General features: G+C 73.4%; 17 protein-coding genes and 1 tRNA gene. 10 read left to right on the top strand and 8 right to left on the bottom strand.

The genetic code is table 11. The annotated features are described in order from the left end of the window. Window positions 1-191 precede the first annotated feature (191 nt). The 3 genes from A4A78_RS05850 to A4A78_RS05840 are packed head-to-tail and all read left to right on the top strand — an operon-like array spanning window position 192 to window position 3228. A complete protein-coding gene (locus A4A78_RS05850) occupies window positions 192-1265 on the top strand; it encodes a Gfo/Idh/MocA family protein (protein ID WP_062947406.1) in 1074 nt (357 codons plus the stop codon). Further along, on the top strand, window positions 1262-2053 hold the full coding sequence (tmk, locus tag A4A78_RS05845) for a dTMP kinase (protein ID WP_082835201.1): 792 nt from the start codon (window positions 1262-1264) through the stop codon (window positions 2051-2053). The genes A4A78_RS05850 and tmk overlap by 4 nt, the downstream gene beginning before the upstream one ends. Beyond that, entirely contained in the window at window positions 2050-3228 is a 1179-nt protein-coding gene (locus tag A4A78_RS05840) for a DNA polymerase III subunit delta' (protein ID WP_062947405.1), read from the top strand. The genes tmk and A4A78_RS05840 overlap by 4 nt, the downstream gene beginning before the upstream one ends. A gap of 242 nt (window positions 3229-3470) precedes the next feature. On the opposite strand, the gene A4A78_RS05835 is transcribed toward A4A78_RS05840, so the two are convergent. From A4A78_RS05835 to nth, 4 genes are all read right to left on the bottom strand, one after another. Then, window positions 3471-4745 carry a DUF3027 domain-containing protein gene (locus A4A78_RS05835; RefSeq protein ID WP_062947404.1) on the bottom strand — a complete coding sequence of 425 codons (1275 nt, stop codon included), beginning with the start codon at window positions 4743-4745 and terminating at the stop codon, window positions 3471-3473. Between the two features lies 1 nt (window position 4746). After that, entirely contained in the window at window positions 4747-5133 is a 387-nt protein-coding gene (locus A4A78_RS05830) for a cold-shock protein (RefSeq protein WP_053916106.1), read from the bottom strand. Window positions 5134-5426: 293 nt separating this feature from the next. Beyond that, window positions 5427-6125 (bottom strand): CoA pyrophosphatase, encoded by a 699-nt coding sequence (locus tag A4A78_RS05825; protein ID WP_062947403.1) that lies wholly within the window; start codon window positions 6123-6125, stop codon window positions 5427-5429. Next, complete coding sequence (gene nth, locus A4A78_RS05820; protein WP_062947402.1) at window positions 6122-6817, bottom strand: endonuclease III; 696 nt, start codon at window positions 6815-6817, stop codon at window positions 6122-6124. Before nth ends, A4A78_RS05825 begins: the two co-directional genes overlap by 4 nt. Before the next feature lie 156 nt (window positions 6818-6973). Here nth and A4A78_RS05815 point away from each other — a divergent pair, with 156 nt between their 5' ends. Next, window positions 6974-7651 (top strand): Crp/Fnr family transcriptional regulator, encoded by a 678-nt coding sequence (locus tag A4A78_RS05815; RefSeq protein ID WP_010549522.1) that lies wholly within the window; start codon window positions 6974-6976, stop codon window positions 7649-7651. A 211-nt stretch (window positions 7652-7862) separates the two neighbouring features. Here A4A78_RS05815 and A4A78_RS05810 read toward each other — a convergent pair whose 3' ends face one another. The 4 genes from A4A78_RS05810 to A4A78_RS05800 are packed head-to-tail and all read right to left on the bottom strand — an operon-like array spanning window position 7863 to window position 9717. After that, window positions 7863-8684, bottom strand: coding sequence for an MBL fold metallo-hydrolase (locus A4A78_RS05810; RefSeq protein WP_062947401.1), 822 nt, complete (start codon window positions 8682-8684; stop codon window positions 7863-7865). 11 nt (window positions 8685-8695) lie between these two features. After that, a complete protein-coding gene (locus tag A4A78_RS05805) occupies window positions 8696-9202 on the bottom strand; it encodes a RidA family protein (RefSeq protein WP_062947400.1) in 507 nt (168 codons plus the stop codon). Between the two features lie 4 nt (window positions 9203-9206). After that, on the bottom strand, window positions 9207-9377 hold the full coding sequence (locus A4A78_RS17760) for a DUF4177 domain-containing protein (protein WP_126987298.1): 171 nt from the start codon (window positions 9375-9377) through the stop codon (window positions 9207-9209). Between the two features lie 37 nt (window positions 9378-9414). After that, window positions 9415-9717 carry a WhiB family transcriptional regulator gene (locus tag A4A78_RS05800; RefSeq protein WP_010549518.1) on the bottom strand — a complete coding sequence of 101 codons (303 nt, stop codon included), beginning with the start codon at window positions 9715-9717 and terminating at the stop codon, window positions 9415-9417. Window positions 9718-9955: 238 nt separating this feature from the next. On the opposite strand from A4A78_RS05800, the gene A4A78_RS05795 reads away from it, so the two are divergent. The 6 genes from A4A78_RS05795 to A4A78_RS05770 all read left to right on the top strand — a co-directional run bounded on the left by A4A78_RS05795 (window position 9956) and on the right by A4A78_RS05770 (window position 17390). Continuing rightward, complete coding sequence (locus A4A78_RS05795) at window positions 9956-12355, top strand: penicillin-binding protein (protein ID WP_062947399.1); 2400 nt, start codon at window positions 9956-9958, stop codon at window positions 12353-12355. 1 nt (window position 12356) lies between these two features. Then, window positions 12357-13286 (top strand): metallophosphoesterase, encoded by a 930-nt coding sequence (locus A4A78_RS05790; RefSeq protein WP_062947398.1) that lies wholly within the window; start codon window positions 12357-12359, stop codon window positions 13284-13286. A 55-nt stretch (window positions 13287-13341) separates the two neighbouring features. Beyond that, window positions 13342-13415 (top strand) — tRNA-Pro (locus A4A78_RS05785). Between the two features lie 678 nt (window positions 13416-14093). Further along, window positions 14094-15149 (top strand): peptidoglycan-binding protein, encoded by a 1056-nt coding sequence (locus A4A78_RS05780; RefSeq protein WP_231880855.1) that lies wholly within the window; start codon window positions 14094-14096, stop codon window positions 15147-15149. A gap of 202 nt (window positions 15150-15351) precedes the next feature. Then, window positions 15352-16764, top strand: a complete 1413-nt coding sequence (locus A4A78_RS05775; protein ID WP_062947396.1) for a beta-N-acetylhexosaminidase — start codon at window positions 15352-15354, stop codon at window positions 16762-16764. Between the two features lie 8 nt (window positions 16765-16772). Continuing rightward, window positions 16773-17390 (top strand): LytR C-terminal domain-containing protein, encoded by a 618-nt coding sequence (locus A4A78_RS05770; protein WP_062947395.1) that lies wholly within the window; start codon window positions 16773-16775, stop codon window positions 17388-17390. Window positions 17391-17393: the final 3 nt, after the last annotated feature.

Raw genomic sequence — 17393 nt, 5'->3', positions numbered from 1 at the left:
CCTGGTGTCGTGGTCAGAGTACTCCCAGGGGTGCGATGATCCTGCTCACACCGCACGTCCGGGCACTGGTCAGCCGGATCGGCGCCGCGGAGCACCTCCACCGCTCCCGTCCCGCACCGGCACCGACGGCACGGGCGTCCGCGTCCACAGCCCGACCCCGGCCTGTCGGCCGGACCGATAGATTGGACCCCATGAGCCAGACCGACGAGACCAGCGGCGTCGACGAGCCCGCCCTGGTCCTGCCCGAGTCCGCCGTCCCCGATCCGGCCTCGGCGCCGGGTCTGCGCTGGGGCGTGGTCTCCCCCGGCCACATCGCCGGCCAGTTCACCGACACCGCCCATCGGGCGACGGCCTCGCGCATCGTCGCGGTCGTCTCCCGCTCCGCCGAGCGGGCCGCGGCCTTCGCGGCCGAGCACGGCGCTGAGCGCTCCTTCGACAGCGTCGAGGGCATGCTCGCCGCGGGCGGCGTCGACGCGGTCTACATCGCCTCTCCGCACGCCCAGCACCACGAGCTGGCCCGTCCGGTGCTCGAGGCCGGGCTGCCGGTGCTGGTGGAGAAGGCGTTCACCCTGAACACCGCGCAGGCCCGCGATCTGCTCGATCTCGCCCGGGAGCGGGGCGTGTTCGCCATGGAGGCGATGTGGGCGCGCTTCCTGCCGCAGTACGACCTGCTGCGCGGCGTGATCGAGGCCGGCCTGCTCGGCGAGATCGTCGAGGTCGCGGCCGATCACGGCCAGGCCATGCCCACCGATCCCTCCCACCGCATGAACGCCCCCGAGCTCGGCGGCGGGGCGCTGCTGGACCTCGGCGTCTACCCGGTCTCCTTCGCGCAGATGGTGCTCGGCGACCTCGAGGACCCCGTCGTGCGCGGGGAGCTGACCCCCACCGGCGTCGACGCGACCCTCGGCCTGCTCGCCCGGGGCGCGCGCGGCGGGTTCGCACGGCTCGGCACCACGCTGCGCACCCGCACCCCGGCCGAGGCCGTCGTCGCAGGCACTGCGGGCACGGCCCGTCTGACCGGTCCGTTCTACGCCCCGGGCACGCTCACCGTCGAGCTGCTCGACGGCCGCTCCGCCTCCTTCGCGCATCCTGGCGCGCCCGGTGACGGGATGGCCTACGAGATCGCGGAGGCCGCCCGGCGGATCACCGCCGGCGAACTCGAGTCCCCGCTGATGAGCTGGGCGGACACCCTGTCGGTGATGGGGACGATGGACACCGTCCGCGCCGCGCTCGGCGTCGTCTACCCCGGGGAGGAGGGCGCATGAGCCACACCGAGCCCGCTCCCGCACCGCACGAGGACGCCCTGCAGGCCGCGGCACGGCACGCACCGGCGCTGCACAGCACCTCCCTGCGCATCCCCGCGACGCACCCGCCCCGCCGCGGCGTGTTCATCTCCTTCGAGGGAGGGGACGGCGCCGGGAAGTCCACCCAGATGCGGATGCTGCGGGACCACCTGGTCGCCGAGCGCTCCGTCGCCGAGGACCTCATCCTCACCACCCGGGAGCCGGGCGGCACGCCGCTCGGCGAGAGCATCCGCGAGCTGCTGCTGCACGGGGAGCACGTCGAGCCCCGCGCGGAGGCGCTGCTGTACGCGGCGGATCGCGCCCACCACATCGCGACCGTCGTCCGCCCCCACCTGGCCCGCGGCGGGCTCGTGCTCGGGGACCGGTATCTCGACTCCTCCGTCGCCTACCAGGGCGCCGGGCGCGAGCTCTCGCCGGAGGAGATCGCGGGGCTGTCGCTGTGGGCGGTCGACGGGCTGCTCCCCCATCGCACGATCCTGCTCGACGTGCCGACCAGCGCCCTGGACGAGCGCCGCGGACCCGACGGCAAGGACCGCCTGGAGAGCGCGGGCCTGGAGTTCCACGAGGCGGTGCGCGAGGAGTTCCTCGAGCTCGCCCGCGCGGATCCCGAGCGCTACGCGGTGATCGACGGGACCCGCCCGCGCGAGGAGGTCCACGCCGAGGTGCTCGCCTCCGTCGCCGAGGTGCTGAGCCTGTTCGACCCGACCTTCGAGCCGGTGCCCCCGCCCCGGCACAGGGACGAGCAGTGACCGCGGCCGCGCAGGCAGCCGGGGCCTCGCTCGCGCCCGGGGTGTGGGCCGACGTCGTGGGCCAGGACGCGGCGGTCGCGCAGTTCCGCCGCGCCGCCTCCCCGGAGGGGTCCCTCGCCCAGGCCTGGCTGATCACGGGCCCGCCCGGCTCGGGCCGCTCGACCGCGGCCCGGGCCTTCGCCGCGACCCTGCAGTGCGAGCAGGGCACCGGCTGCGGGCAGTGCCCGGCCTGCCGCACCACCCTCGCGGGGACGCATCCCGATGTCACCGTCGTCGCCACCGACAAGCTCTCCATCGCGAAGGAGGAGGTGCGCTCGCTGGTGATGACCGCGCAGCGCGCCCCCGCCACGGGCCGGCACCGGGTGCTGATCGTCGAGGACGCGGACCGCATGACCGCGGGCACCTTCAACGTGCTGCTGAAGTCCATCGAGGAGCCGCCGCCGTCGACGGTGTGGATGCTGTGCGCCCCCTCGGCCGAGGACCTCGCCCCCACGATCCGCTCCCGCTGCCGCCTGGTGACGCTCACGGTCCCTGACTCCGACGTGGTCGCGGAGCTGCTGCGCCGCCGCGACGGGATCGAGGACCAGCTGGCCCTGCGTGCGGCGCGCGCCGCGCAGGGGCACATCGGTCTCGCGCTGCGCTATGCGACGCAGGAGGGGGCGCTCGGCGCGCGGGTGGAGTCGGCGCGCACGCTGCTGGCCCTGCGCACCGCCGGCGGCGCCGTGCTCGCCGCCCAGGCCCTCGTCGAGCGGGCGACGGCCGAGGCGAAGGAGCACGCGGACCAGGTCGCGCTCGAGGAGAAGGAGCGCTTCCTGCGCTCGGCCGGGATCGACGACGGGAAGGTGCCGCCCTCGCTCCGCTCCCAGATGCGCCAGCTCGAGGAGGATGCGAAGCGGCGCCAGACCCGTCTGGTCCGTGACGTGCTGGACCGGTACCTGCTGGACGCCCACTCGGTGCTGCGCGACGTGCTGAGCCGTCAGCTGGCCACCGGGTCGGAGCTGGTGAACGTCGACGTGGCCGACGAGATCGAGCAGGCCGCCTCGCACGGCACGGGCCGCTCCACGCTCGCGCTGCTCGAGGCCGTGCAGGAGGCCCGTCAGCGGATCGCGGGGAACGTGCCGCCGCTGCTCGCGGTCGAGGCGCTGCTCTCCCGGATCGCCGTCTCCCAGCGCTGACCCCGCCGCGCCCGGCACCGGGTCGGATCCACCTCGCGCCCCCGGGAAACGTCCCACGCCCGGCCCGGTCCCGACCTCCCCGCCTCAGCCCGACGCCCCTGCCCCGCGCGGCACCGCCCTGGTCCGTCGCACCTGCTCCGGTTCAGGGGGTTACCGCGAAGTCATGAGCGCCCCTGTTCCGGTTCTGGAACAGGGGCGCACATGACATGCAGGGCGTCGGTCCGCGGGGCCGACGCGGAGGATCAGTCCTCGGGAGAATCCGCCTCGGGGATGTCGAAGGAAAAGGCCGGGTGCTCCGTCGGGGCCTGCTCCGGCTCGGCCGGCGCGGGCTCGGCGTCGGCCGCCGGCTCCGTCCCGACGCTGTCCTGCGCGGTCGTCGCCTGCTCCGTCGGAGCCTGCTCGGTCGCAGGCGTCGGTGCAGCGACGACCTCGCCCTCAGCCGGCGCGGGATCGGCTGCCGGCCGGACGAGCGCGACGTCCGCGGGCACGGCAACGGCGGGAGCCGAGTCGGCGGACGCGGGGCCCGCGGCCTCGGTGCCGGCAGCGGCGGTCCCGGCGTCCGAGGTCACGGCAGGGGCGACCTCGGCCGACGCGTCGTCGCTCGCTGCGACTGCGCCCTCGGCCTCGGTCGGAGAGGCGTTCTCGTCCCCCGCGCCCTCGGCCTGAGACCCCTCGGCCACGGCGCCGTCGGCCGGTGCGGTCGCGTCCGCCGCGGCCTTGTCCTCCTCGACGACCTCGACGTCGAGCTCGTCGACGATCACGCCCGCGCCGCGGGGGATCTCGGGCTCGCCGTCGTCCTGCCCGGTCTCGGAGTGGGCGCCGCAGCCGTAGCCGAGGTGGACCACGCGGCCGTCGGCCGGGGACCACTCGTTGGTGCACACGCCGAACTCGAAGCGCAGGGAGCCGGAGAGCTTCATCAGGAAGCCGCAGCTGGTGCAGCTCGCGGGGACGGTGCCCTTGCGCCCGCGGGAGGAGGTCTGGCGGGGGCCGAACTCGCCGGCCTGCCAGCGCTCGGCGGCCTCGCCGCGGCCCTCCTGGGAGAGCACGCGGGGGCGGCCGAGTCCCAGCTCCCAGAGGGCGATGCGGTCCTCGTCCTCGTCGCCGGTGGCCTCGTAGCCCTGCTCGAGCCGCTCGTCCTGCTCCCGGTAGGGCAGCAGGTCGTCGGCGCCGACGTCCTCGGGCTTCAGCCGCTCGGACCACGGCTCCCAGGCGGGGGCGAGGATCGCGTCCTCGCCGGGCAGCAGCGCGGTCTCGGCGACGGTCGCGGCCTTCGCGCGGGAGGCGCGGGCCAGCACGACCACCCAGGACCAGCCGCGGTAGCCGGGCATGGTGCACTCGAAGACGTGCGTGACCAGCCGCTCCCCCGTCGCCTCGACGCGGAGGTGCTCACCGACCTGTCCGGGCTCGGTGACGTCCTCGAGGGCCTCGCGGGCGAGCTCGACGGCGGCCGCGGCGACCGCGTCGAGCTTCGGACGTGCGGTGCGGGGACGGCGGGGGGCGGTGGTCGGGGACGTCATCTCAGGCCTCGAAGTTGTCGGCGACGGCTCGCAGCACGGTGGCGATCTTCTGGGAATGGCCGCGATCGGGGTAGCGGCCGTGGCGCAGCCCGGTGCCGGCGTCGTCGAGGAGCCGGATCAGGTCCTCGACCATGACGGCGAGATCCTCGGGCTTCTGGCGGCGGGCGCGGGCGACCGACGGCGCGGGCTCGAGCAGCTGCAGGGAGAGCACCTGCGGGCCGCGGCGGCCGTCGACCATGTCGAACTCGACGCGGGCGCCGGGGCGGAGGGTCGTGACCCCCTCGGGCAGGGTGGTGGCGTGCACGTACACGCTCTGACCGTCCTCGTCGTCGAGGATGAAGCCGAAGCCCTTCTCGGCGTCGTAGAACTTCACCTTGCCTCGTGGCACCTGGATCCCATTCCTCATCTGGTGGTCGTCGTGGGGCGATTCTCGGATCCCGGGCGCGTGCGGACCGGCGTGCCGGCCGCCTCCACCCGGGAGGCTGCCGGAGCGGGTCCGGCAACACTCCATGCTATCGCGAGCGGAGCGCAGGCGGCGAGCCGGTTCCCGCGAGGTGACGACGGCCACCGCCGGGGCCGGCAGGACGGCGCGGGCCGGACCCGACAGGCCGACGGCGCGGCGCAGCACCCTGCTCGACGGGACGGCACCGCCCCCGCCCTAAGGGACGGCACCGCCCCCGCTCAGCGTCGGCGCTCGGGCGGGATCTCGCGGGTCGGGGCGTCGGCCGGGACGGGGTCGAGGCCGAGTCCGGCGAGGACCTGCTCGAGGATCATCGCCGTGAAGCCCCAGACGAAGGCGTCCTCGGGCAGCTCGAAGACGGGGCCGACGTCGTTCCCGTTCAGCCGGCCGCGTCGGCGCAGCGCGGCGTCGTCGAGGGAGCCGCTCCCGGTCAACGGCGCCCACACCAGGCGCTCGACCTCGATCGGGTCCTGCACTCCGAGCGGCGGGGCCTCGGCGGACCAGCTCAGCACCGGGATCACGAGCTGACCCCGCCAGGGCATCGGGATCGGGGCGAAGGCGCCGAGCACGTGCGCGTCGGCGGGGTCCAGCCCCGTCTCCTCCTGCGCCTCCCGCAGCGCGGTGTGCACGTCGTCGCGGTCGCCGGGGTCGCGCTTCCCGCCGGGCAGGGAGAACTGGCCGGGCTGGGAGCGCAGGCGGTGGCCGCGCTCCTCGAGGACGAGCCGGGCGTCGGCCAGATCCGTGCCGGCGACGTGGATGAGCACGGCGCTGCGTCGTCCGCCGTCGGTCGGCATCGGAGGGGAGCCGCGTCCGTCCCGACGGTCCACGAGCACGTCCCCGCGCCGGGCCCGCTCGGCGAGCGGGGCGAGGAAGCCGGCCCCGTCGGGGAGCCCCTCGGCCGACGGGGCGGCCGCGCTCATGCCGCCTCCCCCGCGCTCGGGCAGAGGTCGGCCAGCACGCATTCCCCGCAGCGGGGCGCGCGCGCCGTGCAGATGCGGCGGCCGTGGAGGATCAGGCGCAGGCCGAGCATCGTGAGGTCCTCGGCGTCGGCGCCCGTGCCGTCGGCCTCCACCCGCGCCACGACGTCCTCCTCGACCGTTCGCGGGTCGGTGGCCGTCGTCCAGCCGAGCCGGCGCGAGAGCCGTCCCACGTGCGTGTCCACGGCGAGCAGGGAGTGGCCGAACCAGGCCCCGCGGACCACGTGCGCGGTCTTCCGGCCGACACCCGGCAGCCGCTCGAGCGCGGCCTGGTCGTCGGGCACCTCCCCGCCGTGGTCCACGAGCAGGGCGCGGGAGAGTCCGATGATCCGACGCGCCCGGGTCGCACCCATCCCGAGCGGGCGCACCTGCTCGGTGACCGCGCCCTCGTCGGCCTCGGCGAGAGCGTCCGGACCGGGCCAGCGGGAGAACAGTCCGGGGGTGACCTGGTTGACGCGCACGTCGGTCGTCTGCGCGGAGAGCACCGTCGCGACCAGCAGTCCGAAGGCGTCGCGGTGGTCGAGCTCGGTGCGCGCACCGGCGTGGAGGCGCTCGAGTCGGGCCGCGACGAGACCCGCGTCGGCGCAGCCCCCGGGGGCGGCCGCGGCGGAGCGGCGGGACGACCTGCTCGACATGCCGGAGACGTCTCCCTTCCTCGGTGATGGGCCATGACGCCGCGAGCGCGATAGTGTTTGACCATCATGTGACAGCCGCCACCGCAGATCGTGGCGTCCGCCACAGGTTGCACAGCACGGTCCCGGAAGATCGGGGCCCCACATCCAGGAGGTTCCGTGGACGAGAACATCGTACGGTCGTCGCCGCTGTTCGCCGCGCTCGACGAGGACGGCAAGCAGGCGGTCCTGGCGTCGATGAAGCAGGAGGACTACCACCGCAGCGCCATCATCTTCCGTGAGGGCGATCCGGGCGACCGGCTCTTCATCATCGGCTCCGGCAAGGTGAAGGTCGGCCATGCCTCGGGCGACGGCCGCGAGAACCTGCTCGCGGTGCTCGGCCCGGGCGAGACCCTCGGCGAGCTCTCCCTCTTCGACCCCGCGCCGCGCAACGCGACGGCGACGGTCGTGGCCGAGTCGACCCTGTACTCCCTCTCGCAGCAGGACCTGTACCGCGTCCTCGCGCAGCGTCCGGAGGTGGGTCGCCACCTGCTCGCCTCGCTCGCGCGTCGACTGCGCAAGACCAACGAGTCCCTCGCGGACCTGGTCTTCGCCGATGTGCCCGGTCGCGTGGCGAAGAACGTGCTCGACCTCGCCCAGCGCTTCGGCCGTCAGACCGACGACGGCGTGATGGTCGCCCACGGCCTGACCCAGGAGGAGCTGGCCCAGCTGGTCGGCGCCTCCCGCGAGACGGTGAACAAGGCCCTGGCCGACTTCGCCTCCCGCGGCTGGATCCGGCTCGAGGCCCGCGCCGTCCTCATCGCCGACGTGGAGCGCCTGCGCCGCCGCGCCCGCTGAGGCGGGCCCGGGCATCTCGCGCAGACGCCCGACGCCCCGCCCGCGCACGAACGGCCCTCCTCCCCGCGCGGGGAGGAGGGCCGTTCCGCGCCCGGGCTCGTCTCGACCCCGCGGCCGCCCCACGGCGCGACAAACGCACCGGGACGACGGGAGACCGGCCCGGACCCACGAGATCCGTGGTCTCGCCAGGCTCGTGCGGCGTGGCGAGGGCTCAGCGCTCCTGGGCGAGGTGGTCGAGCGTGGCGCGGAGGTTCCAGCGGGCCGCGTCCTGCAGCTGCTCGGGCAGGTCCGGGCCGTAGACCACGCGCAGCAGGCGGTCGAGGGTGAGCACCCCGGCGGTGCGGGCGCGCCGCACCTGATCGATCCGCTCCTCGCGGTGCGCGATCGTCTCCTCGAGGACGGCGAGCACCTCCAGCGGGGAGTCGACGGAGGGGCCGTGGCCGGGGAAGAACGCGCTGATCCGGCCGTCCTCGGCGAGGGCGTGGAGGATCGCGAGGGACTGCAGGTACTCGGTGAGCGAGCCGCCGTGCTCGGGCACGATCACCGTCGAGGAGCCGCCCAGGAGCGTGTCGCCGGTCAGCATCCGCCCGCCCTCCACGAGCACGCCGACGGAGTCGGAGGTGTGCCCCGGCAGGTGGATGACATGGCCGACGGTCCCGTTGTCGCCGATCAGCGTCGCGGGCAGCGGGCGCGAGCCGGGCACGGCGGACTGATCGGCCGCCCACAGCGGCACCTCCCGGCCGCTGCGGGCGGTGAGCTGCCGGGCGAGGGTCGCGGCGCCCGCGGCGTGGTCCGCGTGCCGGTGGGTGACCAGGACGCCCTCCGGTCGGGCGTCGTCGCCGCAGGTCAGCAGCAGCTCGGCGAGGTGCTCGGGGTCCTTCGGGCCGGGGTCGATCACCCACACCTGGTCCTCGTCGCGCAGCACGTGGCTGTTGGTGCCGCTGAGCGTCATGGGTCCGGGATTGTCGGCCCGCACCACGATCAGCTCGACCGCCGGGGCATCGGGAGCCCGCTGCCCGAGATGCTCGTCCATCGCGGCCCCGCTCAGGCGGTGGGGGCGAGAGACGCGGAGAGCTCGACGACGAGCTCGAGCTCGACCGGGGCGTCCAGGGGCAGCACGGCCACGCCCACGGCGGAGCGGGCATGGCTCCCGGCCTCGCCGAAGACCTCGCCGAGCAGGGTGCTCGCGCCGTTGATCACGGCGGGCTGGCCCGTGAACGAGGGGTCGGAGGCGACGAAGCCGGTCACCTTCACGATCCTGACCACCTGGTCGAGGTCGCCCACGAGCGCCTCCACGGCGGCGAGGGCGTTGAGGCAGCAGGTCGCGGCGAGCTCGGCGGCCTGCTCGGCCGTCACCTCGGCGCCGACCTTGCCGGTGCGCGGCAGCGCCCCGTCCACGAAGGGCAGCTGCCCGGAGGTGTGGACGTGGGAGCCGGTCCGGACGGCCGGCACATAGGCGGCCACCGGGGCCGCGACCTCGGGCAGGGCGTGCCCGAGCTCGGCGAGGCGGGCGCGGGTGCGCGGGCTGCGCGCCGGGACGGCGTCGGTCATCGGCTCAGCCCTCGACCCGCGGGCGCTTGAGATAGGCGACCAGGTTCTCCGGGTTCGGCCCCGGCACGACCTGGACCAGCTCCCAGCCCTCGTCGCCGTAGTTGTCCAGGATCTGCTTGGTCGCGTGGATCAGCAGCGGGACGGTCAGGTACTCCCAGCGGGTGAGTGTGCTCATGGGGTCGAGCCTACCCGGGGAGCCCGGTCCGAGGAGGTCAGCCGCCGACGGCCTGCTGCTCGGCGCGCCGCAGCAGCGCGGACCAGTCGCTGACGTGCGGGTGGCGGCGCAGCAGACGTCGCCGCTCTCGCTCGGTCATCCCGCCCCACACGCCGAAGTCGACGCGGTTGTCGAGCGCGTCGGCCAGGCACTCGGTGCGCACCGGGCACGCGCCGCAGGCCGCCTTGACGGCGTGCTGCTCCGCGCCCTGCACGAAGAATCCGTCGGGATCCATCGTCACGCAGGCGCCGCGGGCGGCCCAGCTGCTGTCGCCGGTGAAGGCGCTTCCCCCGATGGTCATTCTCCATCCCCTTCCGTCTCCCGGATCGACCTTGATCCGTTCCTCGCCCCACTGTATGGAGACGGTCGCCACATGGCAAAACGCGCGGTGCTCCGCGACGCCGGTCGCGGCCCGTGCTATCGCGCGCCTGAGCCCGTCGCGCCGGGGCAGGTCACGGCGCGGCATCGGCTTCGTGAAGATTCCGCGCGCGCGGCCTGCCTGATGGCCGCCCCGGGGAGGGTCGCCGTACTGTAGTTCCATGGCCCGCACCTCGCCCGCGTCCAGCTCGGGACGCTCCCTGCCCGTCGCCCTGGCGCAGACCGTCTACCTGCTGCTGGGGCTCCTCGCCGTCTCGGCCCTCGCCGGCGTCCTGCTCGCGGCGTTCTTCCTTCCCGCGGTCTCGGCGACCTCCGCCGTCGCCGAGGACGGGGTGGACCTCTTCGAGTCCTACCCCAGCGAGCTCGAGGTCGAACCGCTGAACGAGGCCAGCCGCATCGAGGCGGCCGACGGGTCGCTGCTGGCGACCTTCTACACCGAGAACCGCATCATGGTGCCGATCGAGGAGATCTCGCCCCACATGCAGAACGCGGTGATCGCGGTCGAGGACCGCCGCTTCTACGAGCACGGCGGCGTGGACCCCAAGGGCCTGGTCCGCGCCTTCGCCTCGAACGCCGCGGGCGGCGCGACGCAGGGCGGCTCGACACTCACCCAGCAGTACGTGAAGAACGCGCTGCTCATGGACGCCGTGCAGCGCGGCGACCAGGAGGACCAGCTCGCCGCGACCGAGCAGAGCTACGGCCGCAAGCTGCGCGAGGCGAAGCTCGCGATCTCGCTCGAGAAGCAGTGGAGCAAGGACGAGATCCTCAACGCCTACCTGAACGTGGCGCAGTTCGGCCCCTCCCAGTACGGCGTCGAGACGGGCTCGCGCCACTACTTCTCCAAGAGCGCTAAGGACCTCAACCCCGGCGAGGCCGCGCTCCTGGCCGGCATCACCAACGGCCCGAACCAGTACGACCCGGTCGCCCATCCCGAGGCGGGCCAGAAGCGCCGCAACGAGGTGCTCGCGGACATGAAGCGCGAGGGCTTCGTGACCGAGGAGGAGTACGAGCAGTACACCGCCCAGCCCGTCGAGGAGATGCTGCAGATCCAGAACGTGCGGGCCGGCTGCGCCGACGCCGGCACAAGCGGGTTCTTCTGCGACTACGTCACGCGCTCCCTGCTGAACGACCCGAACTTCGCCCCCACCTACGAGGAGCGGCGCAAGCTGCTCTACGGCGGCGGGCTCACGATCAGGACCACGCTGGACCCGAACACGCAGGCCGCGGCGGTGGACATCCTCCAGCGCAAGGTCCCCGGCGACTCCCAGCACGGCTTCGGCCACTCGATCGTCACCGTCGAGCCGGGCACCGGCAAGATCCTCACGATGGCGGAGAACCGCACCTTCAACCCGCACGAGGACTCCCAGCCCGGCGAGACCGCGATCAACTACAACGTGCCGCAGGCCCTCGGAGGCGGCAGCGGCTTCCCCGTCGGCTCGACCTTCAAGCCCTTCGTGCTGCAGAACTGGCTCGAGAGCGGACGGAGCATCGACGACCGGGTGAGCACCACGCGCGAGTCGATGTCGAGCTTCCCGGCGGAGTGCCTGCCGCGCGGCGCCTGGCGCGAGAACCCCGGCTACAACCCGGACAACGCGGTCTCCGTGCCGATCGCGCCGATGGAGACGGTGCTGAACTCGACGAAGTTCTCGATCAACACCTCGTACGCGAACATGGCCCGCCAGCTGGACCTGTGCAGCATCGCGGAGACCGCGCGCGACATCGGCGTGGTCCCCGCGACCTACAACCCCTACGACCCCACCACCTGGGACATGCCGATCGAGGACCTGTACGGCACCGAGCTGGCCCCCTCCGTGGTGGTCCTCGGCGAGCTGCGGATCTCGGCGCTGGACATGGCCTCGGCCTACGCGACCTACGCCTCGGGCGGCACCTTCTGCTCGCCCCAGGCGATCACCGAGGTCGTCGACCGCAACGGCGACCCGATGGAGATCTCGGGCGCCCAGTGCCACCAGGCGGTCGAGAAGGAGGTCGCCGACACGATGGCGTGGGTGCTCCAGCAGGACCTCGAGGACCCGCGCGCGACCGGCAAGGGCAAGACGATCCCCGGCCACGCCGCGGGTGGCAAGACCGGCACCTCCGGCTCGCAGTTCCACACCTGGTACGTCGGCTTCACCCGCCAGATGTCCACCGCCGTGTGGTTCGGCCACCCGCAGTCGAACATCCGCCCCGGCGGCTTCGACGTCGACGGCGAGATGCTCCGCAGCGGCAGCGTCTGGGGCAACACGGTCTCCCTGCCCACCTGGCAGGAGTACATGACCCGGGTGCACGAGGGACTGCCCGGCGAGCCCTTCCCCGCCGCCCCGGCCCCGACGGACAACGCCGCGGGCGACGCGGTCGAGAAGGGGAAGGTGCCGGACGTCGGCGGCATGCCGATCGAGCAGGCCCGCGCCGCGCTCGAGGCGGCCGGCTACTCCGTGCAGATCGAGCAGGCGCCGCACGGCGAGATCGGCGCCGGCCATGCGATCGACACCGACCCGCCGGCGGGCACCGAGCTGCCCGAGGGCCGTCCCGTCGTGATCCGCGAGTCCTCCGGTGAGGAGTGAGGTGAGGCCCGCGCTCGCGGCCGCCGGCGGGCTCGGCCTCGGTCTCGCCGGGGCAGCCCACGTCTGGGCGCGCCATGTCGAGATCCACCGGTACACGCTGCGCGAGGCCGAGCTGCGGATCCTGCCGCCGGGCGCGCGCACGCGACGGGTGCTGCACATCAGCGACATCCACCTGCTGCCGGACCAGCATCGCAAGCTCGCCTTCCTCGAGCACCTCGAGAGCCTGCGCCCGCACCTGGTGATCGACACGGGCGACAACATCGCCTCCGCGGCAGCGGTCCCGGCCCTCGCCGCGGCGATCGAGCCGCTGCTGCGCCGGCCCGGCGCCTTCGTGATGGGCTCGAACGACATGTTCGCGCCGATGCCGAAGAACCCCGCCCGGTACCTGCTGCCGGATCCGCGGCCCGCCGGGCTCACCGAGCCCCGGGAGCCCACGCTGCCCACCGCGGAGCTCGCCGCACGGCTCTCGAAGCACGGCTGGAAGGACCTGACCAACACCCGTGCCACGATCGAGCTCGGCGGCCTGGAGGTGCGCCTGGCCGGGGTCGACGACCCCCACCTCGACCGCGACAGGATGCCCGCCCCGCTCTCGACCGCACCGCGCACGCCCGAGCACGGTAACGTGCTCCGGGTGGGCGTCGCGCACGCCCCCTACCGTCGCGTGCTCGACGCCTTCGTCGCCGACGGCGCGGAGCTGATCCTCGCCGGACACACCCATGGCGGCCAGCTCCGCCTGCCCGGCATCGGTGCGCTGGTCACGAACTGCGACCTGCCCCGGCAGCAGGCCCGCGGTCTCTCCGACTGGCAGGGCGTGCCGATGAACGTGAGCGCGGGGATGGGCGCGAGCCCGTACTCGAACTACCGCCTGCTGACCCCGCCCGAGGCGACCTTGCTCACGTTGCGGGCCCGGAGGACCTCGGACGTCGGCTGACCGGCCGGAAGCCTGCTAGAGTTTCTCCTCGGTGACCCGCTCGAGCGGGTTCCACCGGGGTGTGGCGCAGCTTGGTAGCGCGTGCCGTTCGGGACGGCAAGGTCGCAGGTTCAAATCCTGTCACCCCGACCCTCTGGGGAGTCGCGAGATCCATCGATCTCACGACTCCCCTTCTGCGTCGGCCGGCATTCCGCCCACCGGCCGCCCGCGGGATCGACGACGACGATGATCCCGCTCCGCACACCACCCTCGAGGCGTTACTTTATCGCCAAATGACCATTCTCGGTCGGGTCGATCGCGCTTTCTTTCGACGACCGTCTGGACACTACCGGACCCCTCGTGGCCCATATCGGACTGTTCGGACATTTCGCCACGCAGTCCGGTGACCGATGGGTCGACCTGCGACATCACACTATTCAGACATATCGGGCATTCTGCGGACATGAATGACAATGGCGTAGTTATCACGATGGAATTCATTTCCCGGGTGGAACACGCGGCATTTCGGGCGCGATTCGCAAAATCTTCGCAAAGAAGTGCACGGCCGACAGCAAATGCACCTGTGGTCATACATGCCCTCACCCCTACAGTGACCTGCGGTGCCGCCTTTCCGAGGCGGCTTCCACCGGGCTGCCGCCTCCCCGTCACCGGTCCGGTTCCTTCCTCCGCTTCCCTGGGTGACGGGCGCAGGCTCCGCGGACTCCCCCACAGGTCCGCGGTGCATCGACTGCGAGGCGACGGAGAAAGTGATCGCCACCGATGTTCCGCACCGCTCCACGCGCCACGCACCGGGCTCCCGGTCGTGCCGTGATCGACTACCGAGGGCTCGCCGCCCCGGTCGGCAAGGGCGTGGGAGGGGCCGCCGTGATCGGCGCCGTCTCCGCGACCGCCGCCCTCGCCGGCGGCGCCTCCGCCACTGCACAGGCGCCCGCGGCCCCCGCCGCCTCCGCCACGCCGTCCGCCGGGACCGCCGCCGCGATCCCCGCGGCCGCGTCCGCCGTGGCGCCCGCCAGCACGCAGTACACCTCGGTGAAGCTGCGGCTCGGCTCCCGCGGCAGCGCCGTGTCCTACCTCCAGCAGCGTCTGAACGCCCACGGCGCGAACCTGAGGGTCGACGGCGTGTTCGGCTCCGCGACCCTGCGGGCCGTCAAGAACCGTCAGTCCGCGGCCGGCATCGGCGTGGACGGCGTGGTCGGTCCGAAGACCTGGAACGCCCTGACCGGCGGCTCGTCCTCCGCTCCCGCGGCCGGCTCGTCCTCCTCGCAGCCGAAGCTGCGTCACGGCAGCCGCGGCAGCGCCGTGTCGACCCTGCAGAGCGGGCTCAACGCCCGCGGGGCGAACCTCAGGGTCGACGGCGTGTTCGGCGCCGCCACCGGCTCGGCCGTCCGCTCCCTGCAGTCCGCGGCCGGCATCGGCGTGGACGGCGTGGTCGGCCCGAAGACCTGGAACGCCCTGTACAGCGGCGTGTCGATCCCCTCGGGCGGCACCGGCGCGAGCTCGGGCACCACGGTCAACGGCAGCGCCATCGTCTCCGCGGCCCGCGCCCAGCTCGGGGTCCGCTACAAGTGGGGCGGCTCCACGCCCTCCTCCGGCCTGGACTGCTCCGGCCTCGTGTACCACGCGTACAACCAGGCCGGCATGAACATGCCGCGCAAGACCGCCAAGGGCTACACCTTCGGCGGGCGGATCATCCCCAAGTCGCAGGCCAAGCCCGGCGACCTCGTGGCCTTCACCGGCAACGACTACGGCCACATGGGGATCTACACCGGCGGCAACGGCATCATCGACGCCTCCGGCTCGCGCCAACAGGTCGTCGAGCGCACCATCTGGAACGCCCCGCACGTGTTCGTCACCTACCGCTGAGTCGGCAGGAGTCGCGCATAGGACCATGACGGCCTGCTCGACGCGAGAGCGTCACCGGGAAGGAGCAGGGCGACACGGTGGAGGAGCCCGGTCGGCATCGCCGACCGGGCTCCTCCGCGTCCGGGCCGGTTCGTGCCGCGGGATGTGATCCACGTGGCAGACTGGTCGGGTCACGAACTCCCACGTCCCTCAGGAGATCCGGATGCCCGACCCCATCGCCCTCGTCCCGCTGCCCCGATCCGTCGTGTGGTCGGAGGGCACGTGGGAGACGACCGACCCGTGGGAGGGTCTCTCCGTCGGCCTCAGCGAGGACCTGCCGGCGACCGAGTACGCCCTCTCCATCTCCCCTCAGGGCGCGGCGCTGAGCGCCGGCAGCGAGGCGGCCCTGGCCGACGGGCGCAACACCTTCGCCCAGATCGTCACCGGGGCCGACGGGTCGATCCCGTGCGTGACCATCGCGGACAGCCCGAAGCACGCCTGGCGCGGCATGCATCTGGACGTCTCGCGCCACTTCCTCCCGGTCGAGGAGATCGAGACCCTCCTGGATGGGATGGCGCTGCACCGCCTGAACGTCCTGCACCTCCACCTCACCGACGACCAGGGATGGCGCATGGAGATCAAGGGCTACCCGCGCCTGACCGAGGTCGGCGCGTGGCGGGAGCAGACCCTCGTCGGCCACATGAGCGGGGACGAGGAGTCCTGGACCTTCGACGGCGTGCGCCACGGCGGCTCCTACAGCCAGGAGGAGCTCAAGGGCCTCGTCGAGTACGCGCGGCGCCGCGGGATCATGATCGTCCCCGAGATCGACCTGCCCGGGCACATGCAGGCCGCCGTCGCCGCCTATCCGGAGCTGGGGAACTTCCCCGAGCAGCAGGTGGGCGTGCGCGAGGTGTGGGGGATCTCCGACCACGTGCTCGGCGTCTCGGACCAGGTGTTCGACTTCCTGCGCGACGTGCTCACGCAGGTCGCCGGCATCTTCCCCGCCCCCTACGTGCACATCGGGGGGGACGAGTGCCCCACCGGCGAGTGGGAGCGCTCCTCCCAGGCCCGTGCCCGCATGAACGAGTGGGGCCTGACCCGTGTCTCGGAGATCCAGGGACGCTTCACGACCTTCGCCTCCGAGGTGCTCGCCGAGCAGGGCAAGCGCGCGATCGCCTGGGACGAGGTCCTGGAGACCCATCTGCCCGACGACACCGTGATCATGAACTGGCGCGGGCCCGCGGGCGTCGGGGAGGCCACCTCGCGCGGCTTCCAGACGATCGTGGCGACCTCCGACCTGCTCTACTTCGACCACTACCAGGCGGACCCGGCCGACGAGCCGCTCGCCATAGGCGGGAGGACCACGCTCGAGGACGTGTATACCGGTCGCCTGCTGCCCAAGAAGATGAGCGCGGAGCAGGAGCGTCTGGTGATGGGCCTGCAGGCACAGCTGTGGACCGAGTACCTGCCCGACGCCGGCGCCGTCCAGTACATGGCCTTCCCGCGCCTGTGCGCCTTCGCCGAGCGGGCGTGGGGCTCTCCCGAGCAGAGCTGGGACGAGTTCCAGGAGCGCCTGCGCGCCCACCTGCCGCGCCTGGACGCCTTCGGGATCCGGTACCGCCCGCTCGACGACTGACACCTGCGATGCCCACCTCCCACCGCGACGCGCACCCCTACGGCCGCTCGGCCGACGACGTGCGCCGTCGCGACACGCGGCTGCGTCGCACGCGCCGGCTCCGTGCGACGCAGCTGGCGTTCTTCTCGGTGCTCGCCGTGGCGCTGATCGCCGTGGGCGTGTACGCGGTGGGCGAGCTGCGCGAGCCGGTCGAGGAACCCGGGATGATCGCGCCGAAGGAGATCGGTCCGGACCCGGTCGCCGTGGAGTGCCCCGACGAGGGCGCCGTGCCGCTCCCGCCCGCGGAGGTGACGGTCACCGTGCTGAACGGGACCACCCGCAGCGGGCTCGCCGGCGAGGTCACGCACGAGCTCGGAGGGCGCGGCTACGAGACCGGCGAGCCGGGCAACACCCGCAGCGCGAGCGGTCCCGCCACGATCGTCCACGGGCCGGCCGGCTATCTCGCGGCCCAGTCCGTGCGCGCCCAGCTCGCCACGGCCGACTCCGAGCCCGTGCTGAAGCTCGACGAGGCGAAGGAGGGCACCGGCGTGGATCTGCTGCTCGGCGACGGCTTCACGGTCCTCGCGCCGGCGCCCGCGGCCGCCGATGCGCTGAAGGCGCCGGTCCCGGCGCCCGAAGGCTGCTGAGCC

The sequence above is a fragment of the Brachybacterium sp. sponge genome (assembly GCF_001613775.1).
In the GTDB taxonomy this organism is placed as follows: Bacteria; Actinomycetota; Actinomycetes; order Actinomycetales; family Dermabacteraceae; genus Brachybacterium; species Brachybacterium conglomeratum.
This window is presented reverse-complemented; position numbering and strand designations above follow the sequence as displayed.

Coding starts and splice junctions, on each gene's coding strand:
- A4A78_RS05850 (WP_062947406.1), top strand. CDS start 192: ATGAGCCAGACCGACGAGACCAGCGGCGTCGACGAGCCCGCCCTGGTC.
- tmk (WP_082835201.1), top strand. CDS start 1,262: ATGAGCCACACCGAGCCCGCTCCCGCACCGCACGAGGACGCCCTGCAG.
- A4A78_RS05835 (WP_062947404.1), bottom strand. CDS start 4,745: ATGACGTCCCCGACCACCGCCCCCCGCCGTCCCCGCACCGCACGTCCG.
- A4A78_RS05825 (WP_062947403.1), bottom strand. CDS start 6,125: ATGAGCGCGGCCGCCCCGTCGGCCGAGGGGCTCCCCGACGGGGCCGGC.
- nth (WP_062947402.1), bottom strand. CDS start 6,817: ATGTCGAGCAGGTCGTCCCGCCGCTCCGCCGCGGCCGCCCCCGGGGGC.
- A4A78_RS05810 (WP_062947401.1), bottom strand. CDS start 8,684: ATGGACGAGCATCTCGGGCAGCGGGCTCCCGATGCCCCGGCGGTCGAG.
- A4A78_RS05805 (WP_062947400.1), bottom strand. CDS start 9,202: ATGACCGACGCCGTCCCGGCGCGCAGCCCGCGCACCCGCGCCCGCCTC.
- A4A78_RS17760 (WP_126987298.1), bottom strand. CDS start 9,377: ATGAGCACACTCACCCGCTGGGAGTACCTGACCGTCCCGCTGCTGATC.
- A4A78_RS05800 (WP_010549518.1), bottom strand. CDS start 9,717: ATGACCATCGGGGGAAGCGCCTTCACCGGCGACAGCAGCTGGGCCGCC.
- A4A78_RS05795 (WP_062947399.1), top strand. CDS start 9,956: ATGGCCCGCACCTCGCCCGCGTCCAGCTCGGGACGCTCCCTGCCCGTC.
- A4A78_RS05775 (WP_062947396.1), top strand. CDS start 15,352: ATGCCCGACCCCATCGCCCTCGTCCCGCTGCCCCGATCCGTCGTGTGG.
- A4A78_RS05770 (WP_062947395.1), top strand. CDS start 16,773: ATGCCCACCTCCCACCGCGACGCGCACCCCTACGGCCGCTCGGCCGAC.